General features: G+C 59.9%; 30 protein-coding genes. 3 read left to right on the top strand and 27 right to left on the bottom strand.

Translation table 11 applies throughout. The annotated features are described in order from the left end of the window. Positions 1-38 precede the first annotated feature (38 nt). Genes OP500_RS10245 through OP500_RS10235 form a run of 3 tightly spaced genes read right to left on the bottom strand, consistent with a single transcriptional unit; the run spans position 39 to position 4594 of the window. Complete coding sequence (locus tag OP500_RS10245) at positions 39-1379, bottom strand: contractile injection system protein, VgrG/Pvc8 family (protein WP_274070881.1); 1341 nt, start codon at positions 1377-1379, stop codon at positions 39-41. 1 nt (position 1380) lies between these two features. After that, entirely contained in the window at positions 1381-1830 is a 450-nt protein-coding gene (locus tag OP500_RS10240; protein ID WP_238745866.1) for a phage tail protein, read from the bottom strand. A gap of 10 nt (positions 1831-1840) precedes the next feature. Then, positions 1841-4594: a phage tail tape measure protein gene (locus OP500_RS10235; protein WP_274070880.1), complete on the bottom strand. Its 2754-nt coding sequence runs from the start codon at positions 4592-4594 to the stop codon at positions 1841-1843. 49 nt (positions 4595-4643) lie between these two features. Here OP500_RS10235 and OP500_RS10230 point away from each other — a divergent pair, with 49 nt between their 5' ends. After that, the gene (locus tag OP500_RS10230; protein ID WP_238745870.1) at positions 4644-4847 is read left to right on the top strand and encodes a hypothetical protein; all 204 of its coding nucleotides are present in this window, start codon (positions 4644-4646) and stop codon (positions 4845-4847) included. On the opposite strand, the gene OP500_RS10225 is transcribed toward OP500_RS10230, so the two are convergent. The 3 genes from OP500_RS10225 to OP500_RS10215 all read right to left on the bottom strand — a co-directional run bounded on the left by OP500_RS10225 (position 4844) and on the right by OP500_RS10215 (position 7021). Then, positions 4844-5197, bottom strand: a complete 354-nt coding sequence (locus tag OP500_RS10225) for a hypothetical protein (protein WP_274070879.1) — start codon at positions 5195-5197, stop codon at positions 4844-4846. The genes OP500_RS10230 and OP500_RS10225 overlap by 4 nt on opposite strands. Positions 5198-5299: 102 nt before the next feature. Continuing rightward, positions 5300-5809: a phage major tail tube protein gene (locus OP500_RS10220; RefSeq protein ID WP_238745874.1), complete on the bottom strand. Its 510-nt coding sequence runs from the start codon at positions 5807-5809 to the stop codon at positions 5300-5302. Positions 5810-5821: 12 nt separating this feature from the next. Then, entirely contained in the window at positions 5822-7021 is a 1200-nt protein-coding gene (locus OP500_RS10215) for a phage tail sheath subtilisin-like domain-containing protein (RefSeq protein WP_238745876.1), read from the bottom strand. A 190-nt stretch (positions 7022-7211) separates the two neighbouring features. Here OP500_RS10215 and OP500_RS10210 point away from each other — a divergent pair, with 190 nt between their 5' ends. Together OP500_RS10210 and OP500_RS10205 are read left to right on the top strand one after the other, a co-directional pair. Further along, positions 7212-7394 carry a type II toxin-antitoxin system HicA family toxin gene (locus OP500_RS10210; protein WP_274070878.1) on the top strand — a complete coding sequence of 61 codons (183 nt, stop codon included), beginning with the start codon at positions 7212-7214 and terminating at the stop codon, positions 7392-7394. A 57-nt stretch (positions 7395-7451) separates the two neighbouring features. Further along, a complete protein-coding gene (locus OP500_RS10205; protein WP_274070877.1) occupies positions 7452-7871 on the top strand; it encodes a type II toxin-antitoxin system HicB family antitoxin in 420 nt (139 codons plus the stop codon). An 83-nt stretch (positions 7872-7954) separates the two neighbouring features. On the opposite strand, the gene OP500_RS10200 is transcribed toward OP500_RS10205, so the two are convergent. From OP500_RS10200 to OP500_RS10100, 21 genes are all read right to left on the bottom strand, one after another. Then, positions 7955-8758 (bottom strand): DNA adenine methylase, encoded by an 804-nt coding sequence (locus tag OP500_RS10200; protein ID WP_274070876.1) that lies wholly within the window; start codon positions 8756-8758, stop codon positions 7955-7957. 9 nt (positions 8759-8767) lie between these two features. Then, complete coding sequence (locus OP500_RS10195) at positions 8768-8944, bottom strand: hypothetical protein (protein WP_274070875.1); 177 nt, start codon at positions 8942-8944, stop codon at positions 8768-8770. Continuing rightward, positions 8941-9453, bottom strand: coding sequence for a hypothetical protein (locus OP500_RS10190; protein ID WP_274070874.1), 513 nt, complete (start codon positions 9451-9453; stop codon positions 8941-8943). Before OP500_RS10190 ends, OP500_RS10195 begins: the two co-directional genes overlap by 4 nt. Before the next feature lie 186 nt (positions 9454-9639). Further along, complete coding sequence (locus OP500_RS10185; RefSeq protein WP_274070873.1) at positions 9640-10419, bottom strand: tail fiber assembly protein; 780 nt, start codon at positions 10417-10419, stop codon at positions 9640-9642. Positions 10420-10441: 22 nt separating this feature from the next. Beyond that, positions 10442-11527 carry a phage tail protein gene (locus OP500_RS10180; protein WP_274070872.1) on the bottom strand — a complete coding sequence of 362 codons (1086 nt, stop codon included), beginning with the start codon at positions 11525-11527 and terminating at the stop codon, positions 10442-10444. Next, the gene (locus tag OP500_RS10175) at positions 11520-12104 is read right to left on the bottom strand and encodes a phage tail protein I (RefSeq protein ID WP_274070871.1); all 585 of its coding nucleotides are present in this window, start codon (positions 12102-12104) and stop codon (positions 11520-11522) included. Before OP500_RS10175 ends, OP500_RS10180 begins: the two co-directional genes overlap by 8 nt. Next, positions 12101-12994, bottom strand: a complete 894-nt coding sequence (locus tag OP500_RS10170) for a baseplate assembly protein (RefSeq protein WP_274070870.1) — start codon at positions 12992-12994, stop codon at positions 12101-12103. The genes OP500_RS10175 and OP500_RS10170 overlap by 4 nt, the downstream gene beginning before the upstream one ends. Beyond that, positions 12984-13313, bottom strand: a complete 330-nt coding sequence (locus tag OP500_RS10165) for a GPW/gp25 family protein (RefSeq protein ID WP_274070869.1) — start codon at positions 13311-13313, stop codon at positions 12984-12986. Before OP500_RS10165 ends, OP500_RS10170 begins: the two co-directional genes overlap by 11 nt. Continuing rightward, the gene (locus OP500_RS10160) at positions 13313-13945 is read right to left on the bottom strand and encodes a phage baseplate assembly protein V (protein WP_274070868.1); all 633 of its coding nucleotides are present in this window, start codon (positions 13943-13945) and stop codon (positions 13313-13315) included. The genes OP500_RS10165 and OP500_RS10160 overlap by 1 nt, the downstream gene beginning before the upstream one ends. Positions 13946-14025: 80 nt before the next feature. After that, positions 14026-14601 (bottom strand): phage virion morphogenesis protein, encoded by a 576-nt coding sequence (locus OP500_RS10155; RefSeq protein WP_274070867.1) that lies wholly within the window; start codon positions 14599-14601, stop codon positions 14026-14028. A gap of 28 nt (positions 14602-14629) precedes the next feature. Further along, the gene (locus OP500_RS10150) at positions 14630-15067 is read right to left on the bottom strand and encodes a phage tail protein (RefSeq protein WP_274070866.1); all 438 of its coding nucleotides are present in this window, start codon (positions 15065-15067) and stop codon (positions 14630-14632) included. After that, positions 15039-15272, bottom strand: a complete 234-nt coding sequence (locus OP500_RS10145; RefSeq protein ID WP_238745899.1) for a TraR/DksA C4-type zinc finger protein — start codon at positions 15270-15272, stop codon at positions 15039-15041. Before OP500_RS10145 ends, OP500_RS10150 begins: the two co-directional genes overlap by 29 nt. Further along, complete coding sequence (gene lysC, locus OP500_RS10140) at positions 15269-15538, bottom strand: Rz1-like lysis system protein LysC (protein ID WP_238745901.1); 270 nt, start codon at positions 15536-15538, stop codon at positions 15269-15271. Before lysC ends, OP500_RS10145 begins: the two co-directional genes overlap by 4 nt. Then, positions 15535-15891 carry a hypothetical protein gene (locus OP500_RS10135; RefSeq protein WP_274070865.1) on the bottom strand — a complete coding sequence of 119 codons (357 nt, stop codon included), beginning with the start codon at positions 15889-15891 and terminating at the stop codon, positions 15535-15537. The genes lysC and OP500_RS10135 overlap by 4 nt, the downstream gene beginning before the upstream one ends. A gap of 11 nt (positions 15892-15902) precedes the next feature. After that, positions 15903-16712, bottom strand: coding sequence for an N-acetylmuramidase family protein (locus tag OP500_RS10130; protein ID WP_274070864.1), 810 nt, complete (start codon positions 16710-16712; stop codon positions 15903-15905). Positions 16713-16747: 35 nt separating this feature from the next. After that, complete coding sequence (locus OP500_RS10125) at positions 16748-17095, bottom strand: phage holin family protein (protein ID WP_274070863.1); 348 nt, start codon at positions 17093-17095, stop codon at positions 16748-16750. Further along, entirely contained in the window at positions 17092-17457 is a 366-nt protein-coding gene (locus OP500_RS10120) for a putative holin (RefSeq protein ID WP_274070862.1), read from the bottom strand. The genes OP500_RS10125 and OP500_RS10120 overlap by 4 nt, the downstream gene beginning before the upstream one ends. A gap of 7 nt (positions 17458-17464) precedes the next feature. Further along, on the bottom strand, positions 17465-17674 hold the full coding sequence (locus OP500_RS10115; RefSeq protein WP_274070861.1) for a tail protein X: 210 nt from the start codon (positions 17672-17674) through the stop codon (positions 17465-17467). Beyond that, positions 17671-18138: a head completion/stabilization protein gene (locus tag OP500_RS10110; RefSeq protein WP_274070860.1), complete on the bottom strand. Its 468-nt coding sequence runs from the start codon at positions 18136-18138 to the stop codon at positions 17671-17673. The genes OP500_RS10115 and OP500_RS10110 overlap by 4 nt, the downstream gene beginning before the upstream one ends. Before the next feature lie 131 nt (positions 18139-18269). Next, positions 18270-18917 carry a phage terminase small subunit gene (gene gpM, locus OP500_RS10105; protein WP_274070859.1) on the bottom strand — a complete coding sequence of 216 codons (648 nt, stop codon included), beginning with the start codon at positions 18915-18917 and terminating at the stop codon, positions 18270-18272. Between the two features lie 56 nt (positions 18918-18973). After that, positions 18974-20020 carry a phage major capsid protein, P2 family gene (locus OP500_RS10100; RefSeq protein ID WP_274070858.1) on the bottom strand — a complete coding sequence of 349 codons (1047 nt, stop codon included), beginning with the start codon at positions 20018-20020 and terminating at the stop codon, positions 18974-18976. Between the last annotated feature and the right edge of the window lie 9 nt (positions 20021-20029).

Raw genomic sequence — 20029 nt, 5'->3', positions numbered from 1 at the left:
ATACACTGCAAAAGGCAGCCTGAAACCTTTATCCGGTTTCAGGCTGCTTTTTTGCGTCGTTTGGCTGATTGCCGTTGGTGGCGCTGCTGCCGTTTGCGGCCTGCGCCTGCTTTGGGTTGGTTTTGCTCTTGATCGCTGCTGTCTGCAGCGTCGTCTTTGTCTTCTTCGTTCCCTTCAAAATCAGGCTGCGCTTCGAGCTGTACGCGGCAGGTGTAGCCGCTGTTGTCGAGACTGTGAGCCACTTCGGTAATCAGCCATGCCTGGGCATCAATTTCAGGCTTGAAACCGGACACTTTGACCGGGGTTTCCGGCGTAATGTCGGGGCGGCCGACAGCCAGCGTGATTTCGAACTTTGCCGCACCGCGCTTTAAGCGTTTGAATGCCGCACGCGCGCCGCTGGCCGCGCTGTGCTCGGTGGCATACAGGTGGCGCAGGGTTTTGATTTTTTTGCCCTGTGTATCCACCTTGCGCACCACATTAACGGTTTTGGTGGTGGTTTTGCTGCTTTGGGTTCTGATTTTTCCGGTCTTTTTGTCGCGGCGCGGCCGCTTGTATTTGTGCACTTTGGTCGTCGTTACTTTTTTCTTTTCCGGCTGCAGGTTTTCTTCGTTGATGATCACTTCTTTTTTTTGTCCGGTTTTTTTGTCGGTGTAGTAGGCGCGCACGGCTTCGTAGCTTTGGGTGGCCGAATAGCTGAAGCGGTGGGAATCACCGGCCTGCCGCACGATTTCCAAAGCCGGTACCGGTTTGCCTGATGCGGTTTGCATGCCGCCCTCGGGAATAAACAGCAGATGGTTTTGCTTAACGGTGGCAATGGCGCCGTATTGCTCGGCCAGCCGGCTTAAAAAGGCAGCATCCGATTCGTTGGTCTGGTCGATGTGTTTAATGGTTTCCTGTTTGTACTGTTCGGCGATTTTCGGGGTGTAGCCGTGTTCGTCGGCAATGGCTTCGACAATGGCGGCGAGTGTTTTGCCGTGCCAGCTGCGCTCTTTCTGCTGGGCGAGCGTTTCGGCAAGGTTGGCGCTGCGGGCGGTGATGTTCATGGTATCCGGTGCGCCGGAGCAGGAAAAATCCGAAAACAGATATTCGCCCTTATCGACGATGCCGGTTTCCGCGTAGCCGAGCGCGAGCGTGAGCAGATCGCCCGGGGTGGGAATGGCAATGCTGCCGTCGTGGTCGTCCAAATCGACGGACAGCTCGTCGGCTTCAAATCCGCGTTTGTCGGTCAGCTGGATGCGAGTAATGCGGGCGATGGTCTGGGTGCCGAAAAAGCGGCCGTTGATGGTCAGCTCGGCGGCGGGCGTCAGATGGCGGCCGCCGCTGTCGGTGAGTTTGTCAAAGAGTTTGCGGGCGGCTTGGGCAGCTTTAGAAAAATCCATATCAGAATCCTGTCAGGGCGCGAATCATGCCGGCAGCTTGGGCGAGTGCCTGCCCTTCCAGGCCGAAAGCATGATCGGAGATTTTTTTCAGGCTCATGGAAAAGGCGATGGCGCGGGGCGTGCTGTCGTACATCAGCTCGCTGCGCTCTTCGCGCAGCTCGGTGATGACGTAGCTGCCCATCAGTTGGCCGTTGCCCAGTATCAGCTGGTAGGGTTTGCCGCTGTCGGCCATTTTGCGCAGCTCGCCGATGCTGCCGATGCCGCCGGTTACTTCGGGGCGCAGCTCGGCGCTGATGCTGATTTCTTCAGGTGATTTGCCGGTGTATTGGGACGGCGGCATATCGCCTACTACCTGCTGGCTGGGATGGTTCCAGCTTTGGCTGCGGCCGAGTCCGGAAAACGGCACGGTTCGGGTGGAAAAAACAAACATGCCCAAAATAGCTAATGCCATGTGCTGTCTCTCAATCTTGGTCGTAATAACTGCTGCGCGCGCGGCTTTGGCGCTCGCGGCTGCGGGTGTCGAGTTGGCGGGCGACTTCGCGGGCGACGGCCTGCGCGTCCATGCCGCTGCCGTTGATGTTGATAACGATATGGTCGCCGCCGGGCGCTGCGGCTTTCAGGCTGCCTGCAAATCCCGACGGGGCGCGGCGCTCGGATGCGGGCAGTATGCCTTTGATGCCGGCTAGGGCGGACGTACCGCCACGGCGCAGCGCTTCCACCGCCTGCCAGCCGCCGAAGCGGCGCACGTCGGCCTGCGAAAACACCACTTCGCCACGGTGGACAATGCCTGCCGATTCGTTTACGCCGCCCGCGCCGGTATAGCCGCCGCGCGAGAATCCTTTGCCGTCGAACAGATTGCCGATACGGCGGAACGGCGCATTGATTTTGTCGGCGATGTTGATATTTTCAAATGCTTTTTTGACTTGGCCGGCTTTGGCAATCAGCCTGTCGATATTGGCAATCAGCGTGGTGATCAAACCGATCGGCCCCATAAATGCGCCGAGCAGGGGGTTGTCTCGCAGAATGCCTTTGAGCCACTCCCAGTTTTGGCCGAATGCGGTTTTAAACGATTCCCAGCGCTCTTTCAGACTGGCCAGTGATGTAATCGGACGGATAATGGCCTGTACGATGGGGTTGTCGCCCAACAGTCCTTTGAGCATTTCCCAAGTGCTTTTGAGATAGGCAACAATACTGCTCCAGTTGTTTACCAATAACCGCATGATGCCAATGGGGGCAAAGACAAAATTCAGAATCGGATTCTCGGAAAACACCTGGTTAATCCAATTCCAACCGGCTATCAGCGCGGCTTTGACAGTATCCCAATGCCGCCACAGCAGATACAGGCCGGCAACAATTAGGGTAATGGCCAAGCCTATCGGATTGGCAAGAAACAGGCGGCCGAGCCACATCAAGCCCTGACCGATGATTTTCAGCGCCGTGCCGACTTTTGCCAGGCTGCCTGCGCCGGTGGCGGCGCTGGTGGCCAGCGTTACCCAAGAGAGTTTGAGCATTGCCAGCGGCACCACCACGGCGGCGACTATGGTAGCGACCACGGCCAGGGCGGCGGCGAGTATGCCGATGACGGCAGCCACTTTCATCAGCGTGCCGGCGAGCTTGGGATTTTCCTGTACCCATTTGCTGATATTGTTCAGCCAGCGCTCGCCAATCTGCAGCAGGTCTTGGATGGCGGGAAACAGGGTTTGCCCCATGAGTGCGGCGGTGCCGAAAAGCTGGTTTTTGAAAATCTGCCATTTGCTCGACAAGGCACCGGCGCGGGTCTCAAACTCGCGCATCATGCTGCCTTTGGCTTCTTCGCTGTTGGCCAGTTCGAGCTGGCGCCGCCACTCTTCGGTGTTGGAAATCAGCGCAGCAAAAACTTTGTTGTATTCGCCGCCCGCCAAGCCTTTCAGAAAGCCCGCCTGCTGCTCTTTGGGCATTTTTTTCACCGCTTCCATCACTTTGAGCACGGTGGCATTGGCGTCTTCCACCATGCCCTTTTGGATGGCTTTGGCATCCAGCCCCAGCCCTTTTAGTGCTTCGCGCACCGGTTTCATATCGGGGGCGGTGGAAAGGCGGGTAAACAGCGACGAGACGGCATTGGCGGATGTGGATGCGTCCACGCCGGCCGTCAGCAGGGTAGAGCCGAGCGCGGCGGTGTTTTTATCGCTGATTTTCGCCAGCCCCATGCTGCCGGAAACGCGGTTCATGTACTCGATGATGTCCGCGCCTTTTGAGAGCGAGTTGTCGTCCAGGTAGTTGATCACGTCGGCCAAAGCGCGACCCTGCTCGGCAGAGAGCTTGAAGTTTTTATTGATGCGGCCGAGATTCTCCGCCAGCTGCCCCATGTCTTCGGCATCAAAGGCGGTTGCGGCAACAGCAGCGGTTTTAACGTAGGCGCCCAGCTCTTCGCGCGGCACGTCCATGCGGGCGCCCGCTTCGTACATGGCCATGATTTCGGTGGTGGCAACCGGCAGGTCTCTGGACAGGCCGCGGATTTCGGCGCGCACTTTGGCGATTTCGGCGTGGTTTAGGCTGTTGTCGGCATTTTTCAGCCCTTGCACCTGCTTGATGATGCCGAGCATGGCGTCTTCTTCTTCGATTGCCGCTTTTACCGGCGCGCCGATGCCGCGTGCGATGCCGTAGGCTGTGGCGGTGCTGGCGACGGCGATGCCGGATGCGGTGCCCTGTATCTGGCGGGCGCGGCTGACGCTTGCTTGAGCGCGGTTAAGTCGGTTGAGCGCATTGCGTTGGCGCTCGATTTCGCGGGTGGCGCGTTCGTGGCGGCGGCGCAGCTCTTCTTCGGCGGCGGCCAAGTCGCGGGTGGAAACGCCGGCTTCGCGCAGGCGGCGGCGCAGCTGCTCCAGTTCCTGCGTCTGCCGCTCTTGGGTTTGCCGCAGGGTGCGGCTGCGGCGCTCCAAGTTTTGCAGTTCGCGCTCCTGCTCGCGGGTGGCCTGTCCGCTGGCACGGATGGCTTGCCGCAGTTCGCGCTGGCGGCGGCTGTTTTCCAGCAGCTCGCGCGATGTTTGCGAGAGTTGGGCGCGCAGTTGGCCGGAGCGGGCAAGGTCGCGCTGGGCGCGCTCAGTCTGCTGCAGTGCCTGTTGGTTGCGCTGCAGGGCAGCGGTCAGGCTGCCGCCGGCCTGCCGCACACGGTTGAATGCGGCGCTGGCACGGTCGCTGGCGGCCATGATGATGCGCATCACTAGATTGTTTGCCATATCGGCCTTTCCAAAATTTCAGGCAGCCTGAAACGGTTTTCAGGCTGCCTTGCGTTTACTCTTGTTGCGTGTCTTTTACCGCCCGCACGGCGCGGTCTGTCCAGCGCAAAAGCTCGTAGAGCGGATAGTCCGCCCATTGGGCGATACCGCCGCCAAATACCAGGGCGCACTGGGCGGCGCAGTCGTCGGCTTGGTTGAAAAACTGCCAATCCTGCCCGGCGGCCGCCGCATAGATGTCCGGCTCGGCAGCTAGGATGCGGACGGCGTCAAAGGCTCGGATTCGGACTCCGACAGGTAGCCCAGCTCGGCAAAGGCAGCCTGCATCTCGGCTTTGGCAGTAGGCGGCGCTGAAAAAAAATTCAGGCAGGCATTGAGTACGTCGGCATCGGAAATACTCAATTTGCCGTAGTCGGCACGGCTCAGGCGCGGGGTGCTGGTGCGCTCCAGCAGTTTTTGCACCTGATCGGTGTGCTTGATTTTGATTAGGTCTTGGGACAAACCGTCCAGGTCTTTGGCACGCGGCTCGCGCAGGGTGTAGCTTTTGCCGTCGGACAGGGTGGCGGTTAGGGTGTTGTCGGGGTTGATTTTGATGGATTGGGTCATCTTGCTGCTTTCGATTGATTGTTAAAAGTTTTTGAAAGTACCTTTTGAGCCAATCGGTAACTTTCCAATCAGGCAGCCTGAAAGGTTTTCAGGCTGCCTTGGCTACATCTGGCCTAAGGCGCGGCGCAGGCCGGCGCGTTCGTCTTTTCCGCCGAATGCGGCTTTGTTGCCCAATACGTCGATTTCGACAATGGGCTCGCCGTCCAGCGTTTCTTTCCAGTAAACCAGCGCGATTTTGAATTTATGCTCGCCGCCTTCGCCCTGCTTGTCGCTGCCGGGGTCGGCTTCGATGATGCGGCCGCGCGCTTCGCCTTTGAGTTCGCGGTAGTCGCCGCCGTCTTCTTCCTGCAAAGCGCCTTGGTAGCGGATGAGCTTGCCGCCGATGCTGGATGTCATCGAACGCAGCATGTCGGCGTCGTATCCTTTGCTGGTGATTTCCAGCTCCATTTTTTCAAAGCCGTGGACGACGGTCATTTCCATCATGGCGCCGCCCGGGGTGTAGTCTTCGGTTTTACGGGCGATTTTGGGGCGGGTGATGTCCACCACCACGCCGTACTGGTCTTCGCCGTCCACATAGACGGTAAAGCCTTTTAACTGCTTGGGCATTTTCATGGTTTGGCGTCCTTATACGGTGGTGGCTTTCAGGCTGCTGGCAAAGCTGATGACCTTGTCCACCAGATTGACAAAGAAGGTGTCGGTGTTGTGCTGCTCGAAAACCATGTTTTCCAAAGGCGGCACATACGTCCACTCGTAGGAAAACGTGAACTGTCCGGCCTGCACGGTTTGCGAAGTGTTTTTGGTGCGGTCGATAAACACGCGGGCGCCCAAGATGTAGCCTTTGTGGACGTACTCGGCCAGCTTGGCATTGATGCCCATCACGATGTCTTCGATCAGGCTCGGATGCATGGGTTTGTCCATCGCCCACAAAAAGGCCGAAGCGATGGTTTCCTGAATGATTTGGGCGCTGCGGGTGGCGACTTCAAAGGCCATCATCGGGTCGGATGCGCAGGTGCGGTTGCCCCATACGCGGAAGCCGTCTTCGCGGATCAGGGTGGTTACGTCGGCATTGTTGAGTGTGTTGGCATCGCAGTTTTTATCGAGCAAATCAAAGCTGCGGGCATATTTCAGGCCGGTTACGCCGTTGATGGCGGTGTTGGAGATGGATTTGTGCCAGCCGATTTGGCTGTCGAGTTTGGCGCGGGCGCCGAGAATGCGGGCGATGGTGCAGGCACTGATGTCTTTTTTGGCAACAGGGTCGAAGCCTAAAAAGTCGTTGTCCACCAGCATCAGCTCGCGGGCGCCGAAGTTTTCGCGGTAGCTGGCCACTTCGGCAATGTCGGCGGCGCCACCGGCGCGGCCGTAGGCAAATGCACGGGTGTTTTGCGCCACGCCCACCAGCTCGGTGAGCACGGCTTGGGTGTCGAGTTCCGGCACGCCTAAGATTTTCGGCGTCTGGCCGGTTACGGCACGGGCGCGGCGTAGGGCTTTGAGTCCGGTGTATTCGCCGCCGGTTGCGGTGCCGACAACATTTGCGGTTTGGGTGGCTTCGTCGTCGCTCTGCGGCACGCGCACAATCACAATCTGCGCGTCAGCCTGATCGACAATGCCGTCGAGCGCGCGGGCGAGCGTGCCTTTTTCGCCGGCCTTGCCCAGCACGTCGTAGGCGGATGTGTGGAAAACGGGGGTATTGAGCGGAAAGGTTTTGTCGTCGGCGTCGTCGGCGGTGCACACCATGCCGATAACGGCGGTGGCAATATCGGCAATGCTGCGCACGCCTTCGGTAAATTCGCGGGTGGTAACGCCGTGGTGGCGGGATGCGGCCATGTTGCTGTCCTTTGTTCGGTAAGGGTGGCCGTTATATTGCAGATGCCGCCGTGCGAAAGAAACCGGCGGCGGTTTTGGGGGGATTTTTTAGGACGGGTCGGAAAAATAATAAACAAATTTGTTGCGTTACTATTGCAAATGCAACAAATTTGTTGTATTATTCATTACATGTTGAACGGACGGAGATCAAATGAAATACAGCGAATTCAAACGGTGGCTGCTTTCGCAGGGTGTCGAGTTTACCAATCAAAAGCGCGGCAGCCACCAGCTGATTAGGTTTGAAGGCAAAACATCAGTCTTCCCAAACCACGGCAGCAAGGAAATCGGAACAGGGCTGGTAAACAAAATAAAAAGGGATTTGGGACTCAAGTAAAGGCAAGCCCGAAAGGGCTTGTTTGAAATAATCGAATATTACGAAAAGGAAATTATTATGTTGGCATACCCATACGAACTGACACCCGACGACAACGGTACTTTTTTGGTCAGCTTCCCGGATATACCGGAAGCGGCAGCGGTAGGCGAAGATGCAGACAGCGCCCGCGTTGAAGCGCTGGACGGTTTGCTGTGCGCATTGGACGGCTATTTTGCCGACCGCCGCAGCGTGCCGCTGCCATCTGCCGCGCAAAACGGGCAGGATACCGTGGTGCTGCCCGCGCTGGAAACCGCCAAAGTGCTGCTGTTAAACGAGATGGTGGCGCAGGGCGTCAAAAAAGCCGAAATGGCACGGCGGCTGGATGTGCATATGCCGCAAGTCGACCGCCTTTTGGACTTGCGCCACAACACCAAAATCGATTTTTTGGAAAAAGCAGCCGGAAAACTCGGCAAAAACTTGAACATCAGCTTTGTCTGATTCCACCTTCCGTCCGACGCAAAGGCAGCCTGAAAACCGGATAAACGGTTTTCAGGCTGCCTTTCTTGTGCCGGCCGGCCGCCTTACCAGTTGCAGATCACCAGCTCGCCGCTGGCTTTGGGCGTTTTGTCGCGGGATAAGTTGTAAGAGATTTGCAGCTCATGCAGCCTGAAATCCTTAAACAGCGCGCGGATATCGGGGTGGTCGTTGATGGACAACATGGCTTTGCCTTGCGAGCGGCTCATCATTTCAGCCAGTTTTTGGTACTGCTCCCACGCGAAATCGTAGCCGTAGCCTTCCGTTTGCCAGTACGGCGGGTCGAGATAAAAAAAGGTGTGGGGGCGGTCGTAGCGCTCAAAACATTTGTGCCATGCCCCGTTCTCGATAATCACGCCCGAGAGCCTGCGGCGGGCGGCGGCGAGCCTTTGGGCAATCCGGTCGGCACGCCATACGGCCGAAGTGGTGGTGGTGCCGAAATTCTGCTCCCTTACCCTGCCGCCGAAGGCATTGTTTTGCAGATAGTAAAAGCGGGCGGCGCGCTGGATGTCGGTCAGGCATTCAGGCGGGACGGCCTGCAGGCGCTCAAAGGTTTCGCGGGCGGTCAGGATGTGGTCGAACTGGCGGACAAACTCGTCAAAATGATGCTGCACCACGCGGTAAAGATTGGTGATATTGCCGTTGATGTCGTTGAGCACTTCAACCTTTGCCCGTTCGGAGCGCAGGAAAAATAAGGCTGCGCCTCCGCAAAACGGCTCAACATAGCAACTGTGATCGGGGAACAGCGGCAGCAGGTGTTTGGCCAGCCGCCGCTTGCCGCCTATCCATCTGATTATCGGTGCAGGTTTGGCGTCTGTCTGTCTGTCTGTCTGTCTGTCTGTCTGTAACATTGTGATTCCTTAGTTTTTACTGTCAAATTTTTTCTCATGTTTTTCCAACATTTCGGTGTAATTTTGATAATCCTGCTCGGCGGCAAGGTAGTGGTCGACGTCGCCGGCGGCGCGGGCAGATTCCATCCGCTCGCGGGCTTCGGCGATGTGGCGGCGGTAAAACTCAATGGGGTCTGATGTGATCATGCCCTGCTCCCGGTTTCCGGTTCGTTCAGGCTGCCTGAAATCTGCAAGGAGCGGGCAACCACAGCCAAATCATTAGGCGAAAAGCGCCACGGCTCGGACAAGCCCAGCACTTGGCCGCACCACTCGCTGCAAAACCAGCGCTCGTGCCGCTGGCGGGTTTTGAACACCACGCCCAGCGCGCCGGCCAGGTCGTAGCGCTGCCCCTGCGTTTGGGCAAATACGGCGGCGAGATTGGCTTTCAGGCTGCCTGCAACATCGGGCAGCGCAATCAAGTCCCATTTTTCGGACGGCAGCGGCATGGTTTTCATGCGCACGCCGCCGTCGCGGATGCTGGACGAGTAACACTCAAACTGCCCGCCGCCGGTATCGACGGCGATTTCGCAATGGCTGTACTGCCCGCGCGTGAGTTTGCGCGTCAGCCAGTCGGTAAAACGTGCCGCCCATACTTGGGTGCCGGTGCCGTCGCGTCGGCCTTTGTACAGGGCGAGACAGATTTTGGCTTGGCTCATTTTTTGCTCCCCCATCGTTTGACGACCCTGCCGTTACAAACGGCAAAATCCCATCCTTCGTAACATCTCATTTCCGTTTCCTTTTCGTTGGTTTTTTGTGCCGTGCCGGATTTTCAGGCTGCCTTGCCGGCATCGGCGTCTGCAAGGCCGCAGCCGCCAGCAAGGCAAGTATCAGCGGGCTGTGTTTCATACCCCGCCTCCAGCCAGTTTTTCAGCAATCAGTGCAATACCACCCAGAATCTCGGTGGTACGCTCGAACACATCATCGGGGGTTGCGAGCGATTGCAGCTCAAACTTGCGCATCCGCATCTCGCCCAGTCTGTCGAGCGCGGCATACAGCATCTCGGCCTGCGCCAAGATAATGTCGGCCGCTTCTTTGGGCGTTTTGCCTGTGGGTTTGGCAAAGGCGTCCACTTGGCAGGGTACATCGCCTTTGTAGCCGGCATCGCGGTAGGCGCGGGCTTGGGCTTCGCGGCGTTTGTACTCGACCTCGAAACGGGTCAGCGGCTGCAGCACCTCCTTCACTGCGTCGTTAATCTGTGCTGCCCCCTGCGCCTGCGCGTCAGCAAGCGCTTGGGCGGCAGCGGATTCGGACAACACCCATGCTTTACCGTCCCAAACGTGGTATTCGGACGGGGGCGGTGTAAGGGTAAGCTCGGGCGGCAACTCGCCGGCATGGATTACGATGTCTTCTTCGCCGGTATCGGTGCGGTAGGCGGTTTGACCGCGGTGGTCGGTGATGTAGTGCCATGTTTGGCTGTCCGGCTGCCACTGCGCCGCCTGACCGGCTTTAGCGGCGGGCGGTTCGGTATCGACGCAGCGGGCGGGGATTAACCAGCTTTCAGGCTGCATCGGGTCAGGCCAGGCGGGTGTGGTGATTACAAACACGCCGTCCGTATCCAGTTGGCAGACGGTTTTGGGCTGGGCGCGCTCGCGCCATTGGGCTAGGGTGTCTTGGTTGTGCATGGCGGTTTCCTTTCAGGCTGCATCAGTATTTGATAATCGGCAGCAGCGCGATATTGCGCGGTCGGGTTTCGGTGCCGCCGCTGGCGGTGTAGTCGTCCTTGTGATAACCAAAAACGTTATTCCAATCGCTGTCGTTAACCAGCGTGACCCTAATCCTTTTGGTATCCGACAGATTCTCGAACATTTCATCTGCATTACCGGATATCGGTAGCGCGTGTTTATGCGATCTAAACTCGTCGCCTTGCGCCGAGCCAAACGCGCGGCCGCTATCGATGCCGCGGCTGCCATCCCAGCCGCGCACAAACTCGCCGCGCAAATCGGGCAGCCTGAAATACTGGGCGCCGTCGCCGCTTTGGTTAAACGCCGTGCCGATGGCGGCAAACAGCGCCGGATAGGCCGTGCGCAACAGGCGCGAGCCATCGGCCACCAGCCAGCCCTCGGGCGGGCGCGTGGCGGCAAACCACATCACCGAGCCGGCGGCCACGGCCGGCGTTCCACCCTGCACCTGCACCCACGGCGACCAGTCCTCGTTATTCATACTGGTTTTATGCCGCTCCCAGACATTGGTGCTGTAGGCCTCATACCAATATTGGTGCGCGATACGGCCGTCGGCGCCCGATACCGCCACCAGCTTGCCGCCGCGGCTTCCGGCCGGCAGATTGCGCGACTGGCTGGGGCTTAATACGGCGTAGATGCCGTCGGTTTTCAGGGTGTTTAGGTCGCCGGTGTAGGCTTCGACTTTGAAATTGCCGATGCCGTAGCCGGCGAGCGAGTTGGGTTTGCCGGTGATGCCGCCCCAACCCAAGCTGATGCCGTCCACCGCTGCTTGCGCGGCGGCGGCTTTGTCGTAGGCGGCTTTGACCGCTTTGCTGGTGGCGGCGGTGGATTCGCTGTCGGAATTGGTGGCGCTGGAGAGTTGCACCAGTCCGGCCTGCTGGGTGTTGGCGGCCGGTGGATTTTCCAGCTGGTTTTTCAAATACACGGTGCGGTTGTTGATGCCCTCCAAACATTTGTTGATGGGGGCGCCTTCGCCGCCGATTACGCTGTCGCCCGGTTCGATGCGGCGGCAGTTTTCCGTCCATTCGTTTTTGTCGGTAAGATTAGCCATAGGTAAATGCTCCAAAAGTGTGGGTGCCGTCGAAACGGATTTCGCCGTTCCACTTGAGCGGATTGGCGCGGTAGTCGAGATAAAGCAGTTCGCAGCGCTGTGGAGCGCATTCGGCAAGCATGCGGCGGATTTGGACGGCTTGGGCGACGCTGACCACCCGTTTCACAATCACGGCGTATTTCGCCCAATCGCCCGCTCCGCCGCCGAAAATGTTTTTGCCGTCGAATTTGGCGGCACCGTTCCAGCGCAGGCCGGCGGCGCGCTCGATGATTTCGACTTCGCCCAGCTGCAAGTCCCGAAACAGACGGCGTATGTATTCGGGCGTGCCTTTGTGCTGGTGGCGGCTGACAAAATCGGCAATCAGCCGGCGGCGGGATTCGACGGTTTCGGCAAACTCCCAGCCTTCCGCTTCGGCGATGCTGTTTTCCCATGCCAGCCACGGCAGCCATTCTTCGCCGCATGCGGCCGGGTCTTTGGCGCGGATAATGATGCGCCAGTCGATGGCGGCCAGTTCGGCGGCGGTCATTTCGGCCAGCGCGTGCTGCAGGGGACTGTTGACACCGGGCAGAATGCTCATGGCGTGCTCCGGTCGTTGATGGCAATGACGCGGATAAATTCGCCCGGCGCGCAGACAATGTCTTCGGTGGGGCTATGCAGGGTAACTTTGCGTACGCCGACGCCGTCTAGGGCGCCAATGATTTTCGACAGGGCAAGGCTGGCTTCGAGTTTGCCGTGGCTGTCGAGCAAATCCTGCAGGTCGGCACGCTGTTTTTCGGCCACCGGTTTTTTATCCGGCCCCGCTTCGTATTCGCTGGTGTAGTCGATGGTGATTTCTTTGGCGGTGGCGGCCACCACTTCGACGCTGTCGCACAGCGGGCGGCGGCTTTCGGCAGACAGATGCTGCTGCACGGTATCAATCAGCGTTTGGGTAGGGATGCCGCTGCCGGAATAACTTTTGATATAGACGCGCACGGTTCCGGGCTGCGGGCGGGTCGGGTTGGCATCGGCAACGTCGTCGATATCCAGCGCATGGGCGATATAGGCGCCGCGCGGCCCCGCTGCGGCAAATTTTTCCGGGTGCATTTGGATGCGGCGGCGGAAGTCGGCATCGCTTTCCAGAATTTCAGGGACGGGCGGCGATGCGAGCGGATCGGCAGCCTGAATGATTTTTCGCGCCAATCCGCGCGATGCGCCGATATGCTCCAAGTCTGCGCCCTCGGCCAGCGCGAGAAATCCGGCGCGGGTGGCTTCGTTGATGCGTTGGCGCAGCAGCATTTCGGAGTAAGCCTGCTGCTGCAGGTCGATGGTCAGCGGCTCGCTTTCCAATTGGAGCGTGGCGGCCACGGCTTGGCGGATATGCTCGGGACACAGCGCAATCAGCGCTGTTTTTTTGCGCTCGAAAATCTGCTCGAAGTTGAACTCTTCGACGGCAGCAGGCGCGGGCAGTTGGGTCAGGTCAATTTCCATGCTGGTTGATTTCGAACTGGTAGGCTTGGCCGTTCAGGCTGCCTGAAAGGCGGATTTTGACGCCGCCATGCCCGGGGTCGGCGATGGTTTGGGCGGCGGCAACGGTAAAGCGCGGCTCCCAGCGGGCAATGGCGGCAATCACGGCAGCATTGCACTGCAACAGTGTGGCTTCGTTCAGCGGCGCGTCGATCAAAAGCGGCAGCAGGCTGCCGTACTCTTCGCGCTCGATGCGGGTGCCGATGCGGGTAAACAGGATATTGCGGATGCTTTGGCGCACATGCCCGGCCAGCGGCATCCAACGGCCGGTGGCAGCGTCCATCATTGCGGTGCTCCGGTGCTGCCGCCGCCCGGCTGCACGCCGCCGTGGGTATGGCTGTGCAGGGTGATGCCGTTGGATTCGAGCTTGCCGCCGCTGTGGACGATGTTGCCGGTAATGGTGGCGGCGCTGCCGCTGCCGCTGCTGCCGCTGCTGCCGGTCATGCCGGCCTGATAGGTGAGCATGCCCTGCACGGTAAGCAGGCCGGTTACGGTAGTTTGCGGGCAATCGACGGTTATGCTTTGGGCAGCCTGAATCTCGGCGGTTTTGATGCCGCTGATTTTCAGGCTGCCTTGTGCGTGGTCATACTCAAATACCGCACCGTCGGGCATTTTCATCACGGTTTTGTCGGCACTGGCATCGGGCTGCGGGTGCTGGGACGATGCCAAGCCGCACAGCACCAGGCCGTTTGCGGGTTCGCCGCTGGGTGACAGGATGATGCAGTTTTCGCCGGCGGACGGCGGCCGGTGGACAGATACGCCGCCTGCGGCCGGGACAAAATAGGGCAGCCAGTCGCTGGTTATTTCGCCGCACTGCACGCGCACCAGGCCTTGCGCGGGGTCGGTTCGGACGATGTTTCCCTGCTTGATCAGGTTGGCAATCATGCGGTGGTATTGGGCGGGGTCTTTACTCATGGTTGGCGGGTTCCGTCGGATGCGGGATTATTGCGGGGTGGGTTTCAGGCTGCCAGCGCGGCGGATGGTGCGGGAATGGTTTAGGACTGCTGCCCGAGATGGCTGGCAATCATCTCTTCGATGATGCGCATGTCTTCGGCAGACAGGCCGAGCAGTTGGCGCTCGGGGCGGCCGCTGAAACCGTCCTGGTGGGCGGCGGCGATATAGCCGGTCAGGCCGCCGAAAAAGCCGATGGCGGCTTCGTTGGCATCGGCGCGCATTCGCAAAAAGCGAAACTGGTTGAGCTTGCGGAACATCAGCTGGTTGTGCATGGGCTTGCCGATGCGGTCTTTGCGGGCGGTAAACAGGTGGCCGGATGTGTATTCGAAGCCGATGTATCTGTCGCCCCGGTCGCGCAGGGTTTTGAAGCGGCGCAGTTGGCCGTTGTAGAAAAACGGCTGCTCTTTACGCAGTACGGCGGCCACGCGGTAATTTACGGCAGGCGTTTTGCGCGGGGTGAATGCCGCACCGTCCGGCGTGGTGTTGGCTTTGATGCTCTCTTTGCGGCGTTGGCGCAGGATGCGTCCGATGCGTCCGGACAGCTGCCTGCGCGCGTTGGTGTCGAGACGGCGGATCATGCCGTCGATATGGTTCAGATATTGGGTGAGTGCGTCCATTCAGTCCGTCCGTTTCAGGCTGCTTTGTTTAGGGGACTTTGTGGCCGAGTACGCGCTGCAGGTCGCTGTGGTCGGCGTTTTTCGGGTGGTCGATGATGATGCGGCCGTCGCTGCCGGGGATGGCACGGGTACGCTCGGTCAGTTGCAGCTGGATGAGCAGGTCGGCGGCATCGTGGCGCAGGATGTCGGCTTCAAAGGTGTAGCGTCCGTCGGCATTGGCGCCGGGGTGCAGGATGTCGGCCTGGTGCTTTTGCAGCCAGTTGATGATGACGGCGCGCACTTCGTCCTGACCGCCGCTGTAGTTTTCGATCAGGACGGTCAGGGTGTAGGCGGTTTCGTGGCTTAGGGTGCTTTTGTATGCCTGCACGCGGCCGTCAGTAACAAACATCGCCAGTTTTTCGGGGTTGGTGGCGATTTCGGGCAGGGCACGTTCGATTTCAGCGCGCAGCGATGCGGGTTTTTCCATAGCGTTCGATTTCTTCTTGGCATTCTGTGCAGCAGCGGCAGCCGGGGACGGCCAGGCGGCGCTCTTCGGGGATGGCTTCGCCGCACTCTTCGCAAAACCATGCGGAGACGATGGATGCGGCGGCGGATTTGGCTGCCTGCGCTTCCAGCGCGTATCGGCGGTGCAGCTCTTCGATTTCGCAGGCTTGGTCGATTTGGCGGCTCACGGGCGGCGGCCTTTCAGGCTGCCTGCATTGTGGCTGTCGATGCAGTGTTGCAGGGTGTTGCGGGCAATGCGGCATTGCTCGAGCGCGGCAGCGGTGGCGAGATAGGCGTCGGCCAGCTCGCCGTTGGTGCGGATGTCGGCCTCGGGCGCACGGCATTCGGGTACGTTGGGACACAGCAGCAGGGCGCTGCGGGCAGCACGGTTTTCAGGCTGCCTTGCGGTGCAGGCGGCCAGCAGTACGGCGGCAATCAGGGCGTATCGTTTCATTTGACTGCCTTTCTGATGTCTTCGGGCAGGGCTTGGTTGGCCCATTGCGGGTGTTTGCTTTTGGCCTGCGCCAATGCTTCGCGGCTGGTTTCGGCTTCGTACCGGGCGGCGGCCAGACGGCGCACCAGCTCTTGATTGGTTTCAAAGTAGGCGGCGGCGCGCTGCTCGGCGGCGGCCAGCTCGGCTTGTGTGCTGTGCAGCTCGCTTTGGCTTTGTGCCAGTCTGTCTTCGGCGGTACGGCGTGCCTGTACCTGATGGCAGGCGGTGGCAATCAGGGCAACGGCCAGCAGCAGGGCGGCGGCGATGGCGGTTTGCGCCGGTCGAGCGCTTAGGATTTTGATCAGCTGATACATGGTGCGTCCTTTCAGGCTGCCTTATCCGCCAGCTCCTGATAGCGGCGGTATGCGTTGGCAAGCTTGGCGTCGTAGTTGTTTTTTTGGTAGGCAGGGCCGTTGTAGCGTTTGGCAAAGGCTGCCCAATCGTGCTTTTTCAGGGCGGCGTGCATGGCTTTGTCGGCTTTGACAAAGCGGGCAAAGGCAGTCAGCTGCTGCCCTTCGCTTTCTTTCATGGCATCGACAAAGGTATGGATGCTGTCAAAACCGGCCTGCTTGTAGTTAAAGCCCATGATTTGGAACAGTCCCCACGATGCGGATTCCATTGCGGCTTCGTGGTGGTACATCATGGCTCGGGCAAGGCGCGGATATTCGGCGACACCGCCTTTGTAGCCGCCCGGGGCGTTTTGGCAGATGTGCGGCGCTTCGCTGCAGGCGGCGGTATAGGCGGTACTGTCGCGCTCTTTGAGCAGACGGGCGAAGATGTGGCGCTCGAATAGGATTTTGACGCGCTGCTGCGGTTCGTTCAGATAGCCCGCGCCCGCGCTTTCCACTTGGATAACGGCCTTGACGGCGGCGGGTTCGACTTCGAGCAGCGCGGCGGCTTGGGCGATGTCTGCTTCGGTGAGCGATTTGGTGGGGCGGCCGGACAGGGCGGCGCGGGTGGCGTCGCCGCAGCGGCCGTCGGCCATCAGGCCGTTGGCCGCCTGAAACTGAATCAGTGCCTGCTCGGTGGCTTCGCCGAACAGGCCGTCGGCGGCGATGTTGGCGCCGTGGCGGTTCAGCGCGCTTTGCAGTTCGGCGACTTCGGCGCCGCGTGCGCCGTATTTGAGTATGTGCATTTTGGTTTTCCTTGGATTGGGGCAGCCTGAAAGTTTCAGGCTGCCTTGTTGTGTTCGGGTTTCGGGTGAATGCGGGGTTTGCTGCGGGTAGTGGTACCCGGCGCGGCGGGTTTGGGCGGCTGCGGGTGGATTTTGCCGACGTTGCCGCGCGCCAAAAGCAGGTTGCCGGTGTGGACGGCAAGGCCGAGTATCAGCAGCCAGTCGACCAGCCATTCGGCACGGGCGACGGCGGCGATGGACAGCGCGGCCATTTGCACGAAAATCAGATAGGCGGTGAGTGCAATCACGGGTTTGTGGGTGCGCCCGCGTTTGTCGAAAAACAGTATGGACAGCGCGGCGGCGGCGGACAAAACCTGCACGGCGGTGTATTGGGCTGGGGTCATGGCTTCTCCTTTTGGGGCATATGGCCGCCGAAACGGTCGATCAGGGCGTATGCGTATTGGATGGAGACGACGACAAAGGCGGATGCGACGGCGGCGCCGGTAAATTCGTTGAGCGAAATCGGCGCGCGCTCGGGCAGAAACCAGTTGACGATGTCTGCGGCGCCGCTGCCGCCGAACAGGCCGCTCAAATAGGAAATGGCAAACAGCCATGCCTTGGAAAAGGCGCTGTAGCCCTGGCGGCTTAGGATAAACAGGCTGCTACCGACCAGGGCGCCGACGGCGACGGATGCGGGCAGGTGGTAGCTGCCGATGATGATGACGGCGGTGTTGATCAGCGTGGTTTCTTTGTCGGCGGCGGTCATGGTGTGTTCAGTCCCATAGATTCAGAGTGGGGATGGTTTTTTGTTTGGGCTGCGCTTCGGGCAGGCGGATGGCGATGCCTGCGGGCAACAAGGCCGGTTGGGCGCACAAATAGTGGTTGGCTTCGAGTATGCGTTCTACTTGGCCGCGGCTTTCGCCGTAATGGCGGTAGGCAATGGCCGAAAGGGTGTCGCCCTGGCTGCTGATGATTGTTTTCATACCAGCTCGCAGTCGTTGCGGTAATGCCCGAGCAGGTCGGCGACGGCGTAATGGCCGTTGCGCCGCTCGGCGCGGGCTTGGGCGGTTTTGGCTTCTGCCAGCGTGCCTGCTTTGCCGGCAGCGTCGTAATCGGCGTACTGCTCGAGCAGCAGGGCTTTGGTGTAGGCGTAAACGGCGGTACGGTAGCGCTCGGCGGGGTCGGTTTGCCCTGCCGTTTGCACTTCGGCCAGGCTGCTGTGGCGGCGGGGCAGTGCGGATAGCTGGCGGCGGGTTTCGGCAACGGCTTCGCCGGCGGCCTGAAACAGGCGTTCTGGGGTGACGGTGTTGTCGATGCGGCAGGAGAGACGCATTTGGTCTAGGTCGGTGTCCGGCCAAAAGCTGCCGCCGTCGATTTGGCGCAGGTGTCCGGGCTGTTGGATACCGGGGGCGGCGGCAAAGCTGATGCCGTTTTGCGGGAGCGGCATGGCGGTTTCCTTTGGGCGGGTTTGTCAGGGTATGGCAGGTGCGGCGGCGCGGGCGGTGCGGCAGCCGGGGGCATACCTGCCGACCGGCCGCCGTCTGCCATACGGCGGGGAAGACTGTTTTTCGGCAGTTTTCAGGCTGCCTTTTCCAGGGCAGCGATACGTTTTTTGACACCGATTTTGTCGTTGTAGGCGACGGCGGCGCGGTAGCGGGACAGTGCCAGGGCGACATCGCCTGCTTCTTCGGCACGCTCGCCTGCGGCTTTGAGCATCTTGGCGCGGATTTGGTCGGCCATATTCAGGATGTGCAGGCCGCTTTCGTTTTTGCCGGATGCCCACGCCACCAGTGTGTTGAGATGTTCGGGTGAGACGTCGGCCCCGGCGGCGATGCGTTCTGCCGCTTCTTCGATGATGATTTCGGGCAGGCTTCGCTGGTATTCGTCGCTGCTCTCTACTCCTGCGCGGATGGCAGTTTCGGCCAGCGGCATGGCTTCGTCGATGCGGCCGGTATCGATCAGCCAAATCAGGCAGGTGGGGGTGATGCGGTCGTCGCTTTGCACTTGGCCGCTTTCGATGACGCCGGAGAGCCATTCGGCATAGCGCGGCAGCATTTCGGTTTTGGCGGCGATTTTGTCGGATACGCCGTTTAAGCCTTTGATGATGGCTTTATCGGCCTGCAGCGATTGGAGCAGGCGCCGGTATTCGGTCATTTCGCTCAGGTCGGCATCCTGTGACTGGATGGCGGCTTGTGCTTCGCGGTGGGCGCGGGCGGGGCTGGTCATGGCTTCGTCCTTTCTTTACAAGGCAGCCTGAAGGGTTTTCAGGCTGCCTTTTTGCGTTATGCGGTGTGTTTCAAGTTTTCGATCAGGGCGGCGGCGCCGTACTCTTCGACGATGAAATCAATGTTTTTGCTTTGGAAGCTGACGATGCGGTCGGCTTCGGGTTCATCGCGGATGAGCCGCCGCTCGCCGCCGGTTTGGTAGTAGATCGACAGGTTTTTGAGCGGGGTGATCAGCAGGGTGTCTTTGGGCATGTTGGGGACGTGCAGCACGGGCAGGCCACCGAGTGTGCGTTTTTCGCTCAGGCGGCCGCCTGCTTCGAGTTCGGTGGCTTTTTCGCCGCCTGCGTTGATGATGCGCAGGTATTTGTCGCCGACGGTTTGGCGGTTGGCGATGACGACAAAGTCGTTGCGGTCGGCGTGGCGCTCGTCCATCAGTTCGTTCAGGGCGTCGGTTACTACGGCGTCGAGATTTTTGTAGTCGGCGGCACCTGCACCGTATTCGACTTCTTTTTTGGCGGTGCCGACTTGTCCGGTCTGCCAGCCTAAGACGCGGGTGGGGTTTTCTTCGCGCATTTTTTGCAGCCAGCCTTTGGCAACGTCTTGCAGCAGGGGGTTGGCTTGGGCGTCGCTGTCTGCGGCGCGGGTTTTGCCGTTCATGCCGATGGTGATCAGGCTGATGGCGATGGACTGGGCGACTTTTTTGTTGATGCGGGCGGGGAAGTCGGCGGCGATGTGTGCCCATTGGTCGATTTCGTCGTAGCGCAGGAATACGTCGAAGTTGGTTTTTTCCAAGGTGTAGCGGCGGCCGGTCAGGCTGTGGATGGATTTGGGCTTGCGGGTTTTTCTGCCGTCGGAGGTATCGGTGTTGCTGCCGATCAGGCCGGTAGAGAGGCCGATGAGTTCACCGAGTTTTTCGGTTTTTCCGACCAGGTTGATTTTTTGCAGGAACTCGGAATCGAGTGCGATTTCGTCGTACATGTGCTGGACGGCGGCAGGGGCGACGGCGAAACCTTCGCGCACTTGGGCTTCGCTGATGTGGTTGGCGTGGGCGACGGCGCTGTAGACGGCGGCCATTGCGGCGGCGATGCGGGTCATCTGGGTCATGGTTTTTCC

The organism is Kingella sp. SNUBH-2017, assembly GCF_028680565.1.
In the GTDB taxonomy this organism is placed as follows: Bacteria; Pseudomonadota; Gammaproteobacteria; order Burkholderiales; family Neisseriaceae; genus Kingella_D; species Kingella_D pumchi.
Note: the sequence above shows the minus strand (reverse complement) of the source record. Positions and strands in the feature narration are given on the sequence as shown.

Bases quoted from the DNA above. Each gene is read 5' to 3' on its own strand.
- OP500_RS10245 (WP_274070881.1), bottom strand. From the start codon at position 1,379: ATGGATTTTTCTAAAGCTGCCCAAGCCGCCCGCAAACTCTTTGACAAA.
- OP500_RS10240 (WP_238745866.1), bottom strand. From the start codon at position 1,830: ATGGCATTAGCTATTTTGGGCATGTTTGTTTTTTCCACCCGAACCGTG.
- OP500_RS10235 (WP_274070880.1), bottom strand. From the start codon at position 4,594: ATGGCAAACAATCTAGTGATGCGCATCATCATGGCCGCCAGCGACCGT.
- OP500_RS10225 (WP_274070879.1), bottom strand. From the start codon at position 5,197: ATGACCCAATCCATCAAAATCAACCCCGACAACACCCTAACCGCCACC.
- OP500_RS10220 (WP_238745874.1), bottom strand. From the start codon at position 5,809: ATGAAAATGCCCAAGCAGTTAAAAGGCTTTACCGTCTATGTGGACGGC.
- OP500_RS10215 (WP_238745876.1), bottom strand. From the start codon at position 7,021: ATGGCCGCATCCCGCCACCACGGCGTTACCACCCGCGAATTTACCGAA.
- OP500_RS10210 (WP_274070878.1), top strand. From the start codon at position 7,212: ATGAAATACAGCGAATTCAAACGGTGGCTGCTTTCGCAGGGTGTCGAG.
- OP500_RS10205 (WP_274070877.1), top strand. From the start codon at position 7,452: ATGTTGGCATACCCATACGAACTGACACCCGACGACAACGGTACTTTT.
- OP500_RS10200 (WP_274070876.1), bottom strand. From the start codon at position 8,758: ATGTTACAGACAGACAGACAGACAGACAGACAGACAGACGCCAAACCT.
- OP500_RS10195 (WP_274070875.1), bottom strand. From the start codon at position 8,944: ATGATCACATCAGACCCCATTGAGTTTTACCGCCGCCACATCGCCGAA.
- OP500_RS10190 (WP_274070874.1), bottom strand. From the start codon at position 9,453: ATGAGCCAAGCCAAAATCTGTCTCGCCCTGTACAAAGGCCGACGCGAC.
- OP500_RS10185 (WP_274070873.1), bottom strand. From the start codon at position 10,419: ATGCACAACCAAGACACCCTAGCCCAATGGCGCGAGCGCGCCCAGCCC.
- OP500_RS10180 (WP_274070872.1), bottom strand. From the start codon at position 11,527: ATGGCTAATCTTACCGACAAAAACGAATGGACGGAAAACTGCCGCCGC.
- OP500_RS10175 (WP_274070871.1), bottom strand. From the start codon at position 12,104: ATGAGCATTCTGCCCGGTGTCAACAGTCCCCTGCAGCACGCGCTGGCC.
- OP500_RS10170 (WP_274070870.1), bottom strand. From the start codon at position 12,994: ATGGAAATTGACCTGACCCAACTGCCCGCGCCTGCTGCCGTCGAAGAG.
- OP500_RS10165 (WP_274070869.1), bottom strand. From the start codon at position 13,313: ATGGACGCTGCCACCGGCCGTTGGATGCCGCTGGCCGGGCATGTGCGC.
- OP500_RS10160 (WP_274070868.1), bottom strand. From the start codon at position 13,945: ATGAGTAAAGACCCCGCCCAATACCACCGCATGATTGCCAACCTGATC.
- OP500_RS10155 (WP_274070867.1), bottom strand. From the start codon at position 14,601: ATGGACGCACTCACCCAATATCTGAACCATATCGACGGCATGATCCGC.
- OP500_RS10150 (WP_274070866.1), bottom strand. From the start codon at position 15,067: ATGGAAAAACCCGCATCGCTGCGCGCTGAAATCGAACGTGCCCTGCCC.
- lysC (WP_238745901.1), bottom strand. From the start codon at position 15,538: ATGAAACGATACGCCCTGATTGCCGCCGTACTGCTGGCCGCCTGCACC.
- OP500_RS10135 (WP_274070865.1), bottom strand. From the start codon at position 15,891: ATGTATCAGCTGATCAAAATCCTAAGCGCTCGACCGGCGCAAACCGCC.
- OP500_RS10130 (WP_274070864.1), bottom strand. From the start codon at position 16,712: ATGCACATACTCAAATACGGCGCACGCGGCGCCGAAGTCGCCGAACTG.
- OP500_RS10125 (WP_274070863.1), bottom strand. From the start codon at position 17,095: ATGACCCCAGCCCAATACACCGCCGTGCAGGTTTTGTCCGCCGCCGCC.
- OP500_RS10120 (WP_274070862.1), bottom strand. From the start codon at position 17,457: ATGACCGCCGCCGACAAAGAAACCACGCTGATCAACACCGCCGTCATC.
- OP500_RS10115 (WP_274070861.1), bottom strand. From the start codon at position 17,674: ATGAAAACAATCATCAGCAGCCAGGGCGACACCCTTTCGGCCATTGCC.
- OP500_RS10110 (WP_274070860.1), bottom strand. From the start codon at position 18,138: ATGCCGCTCCCGCAAAACGGCATCAGCTTTGCCGCCGCCCCCGGTATC.
- gpM (WP_274070859.1), bottom strand. From the start codon at position 18,917: ATGACCAGCCCCGCCCGCGCCCACCGCGAAGCACAAGCCGCCATCCAG.
- OP500_RS10100 (WP_274070858.1), bottom strand. From the start codon at position 20,020: ATGACCCAGATGACCCGCATCGCCGCCGCAATGGCCGCCGTCTACAGC.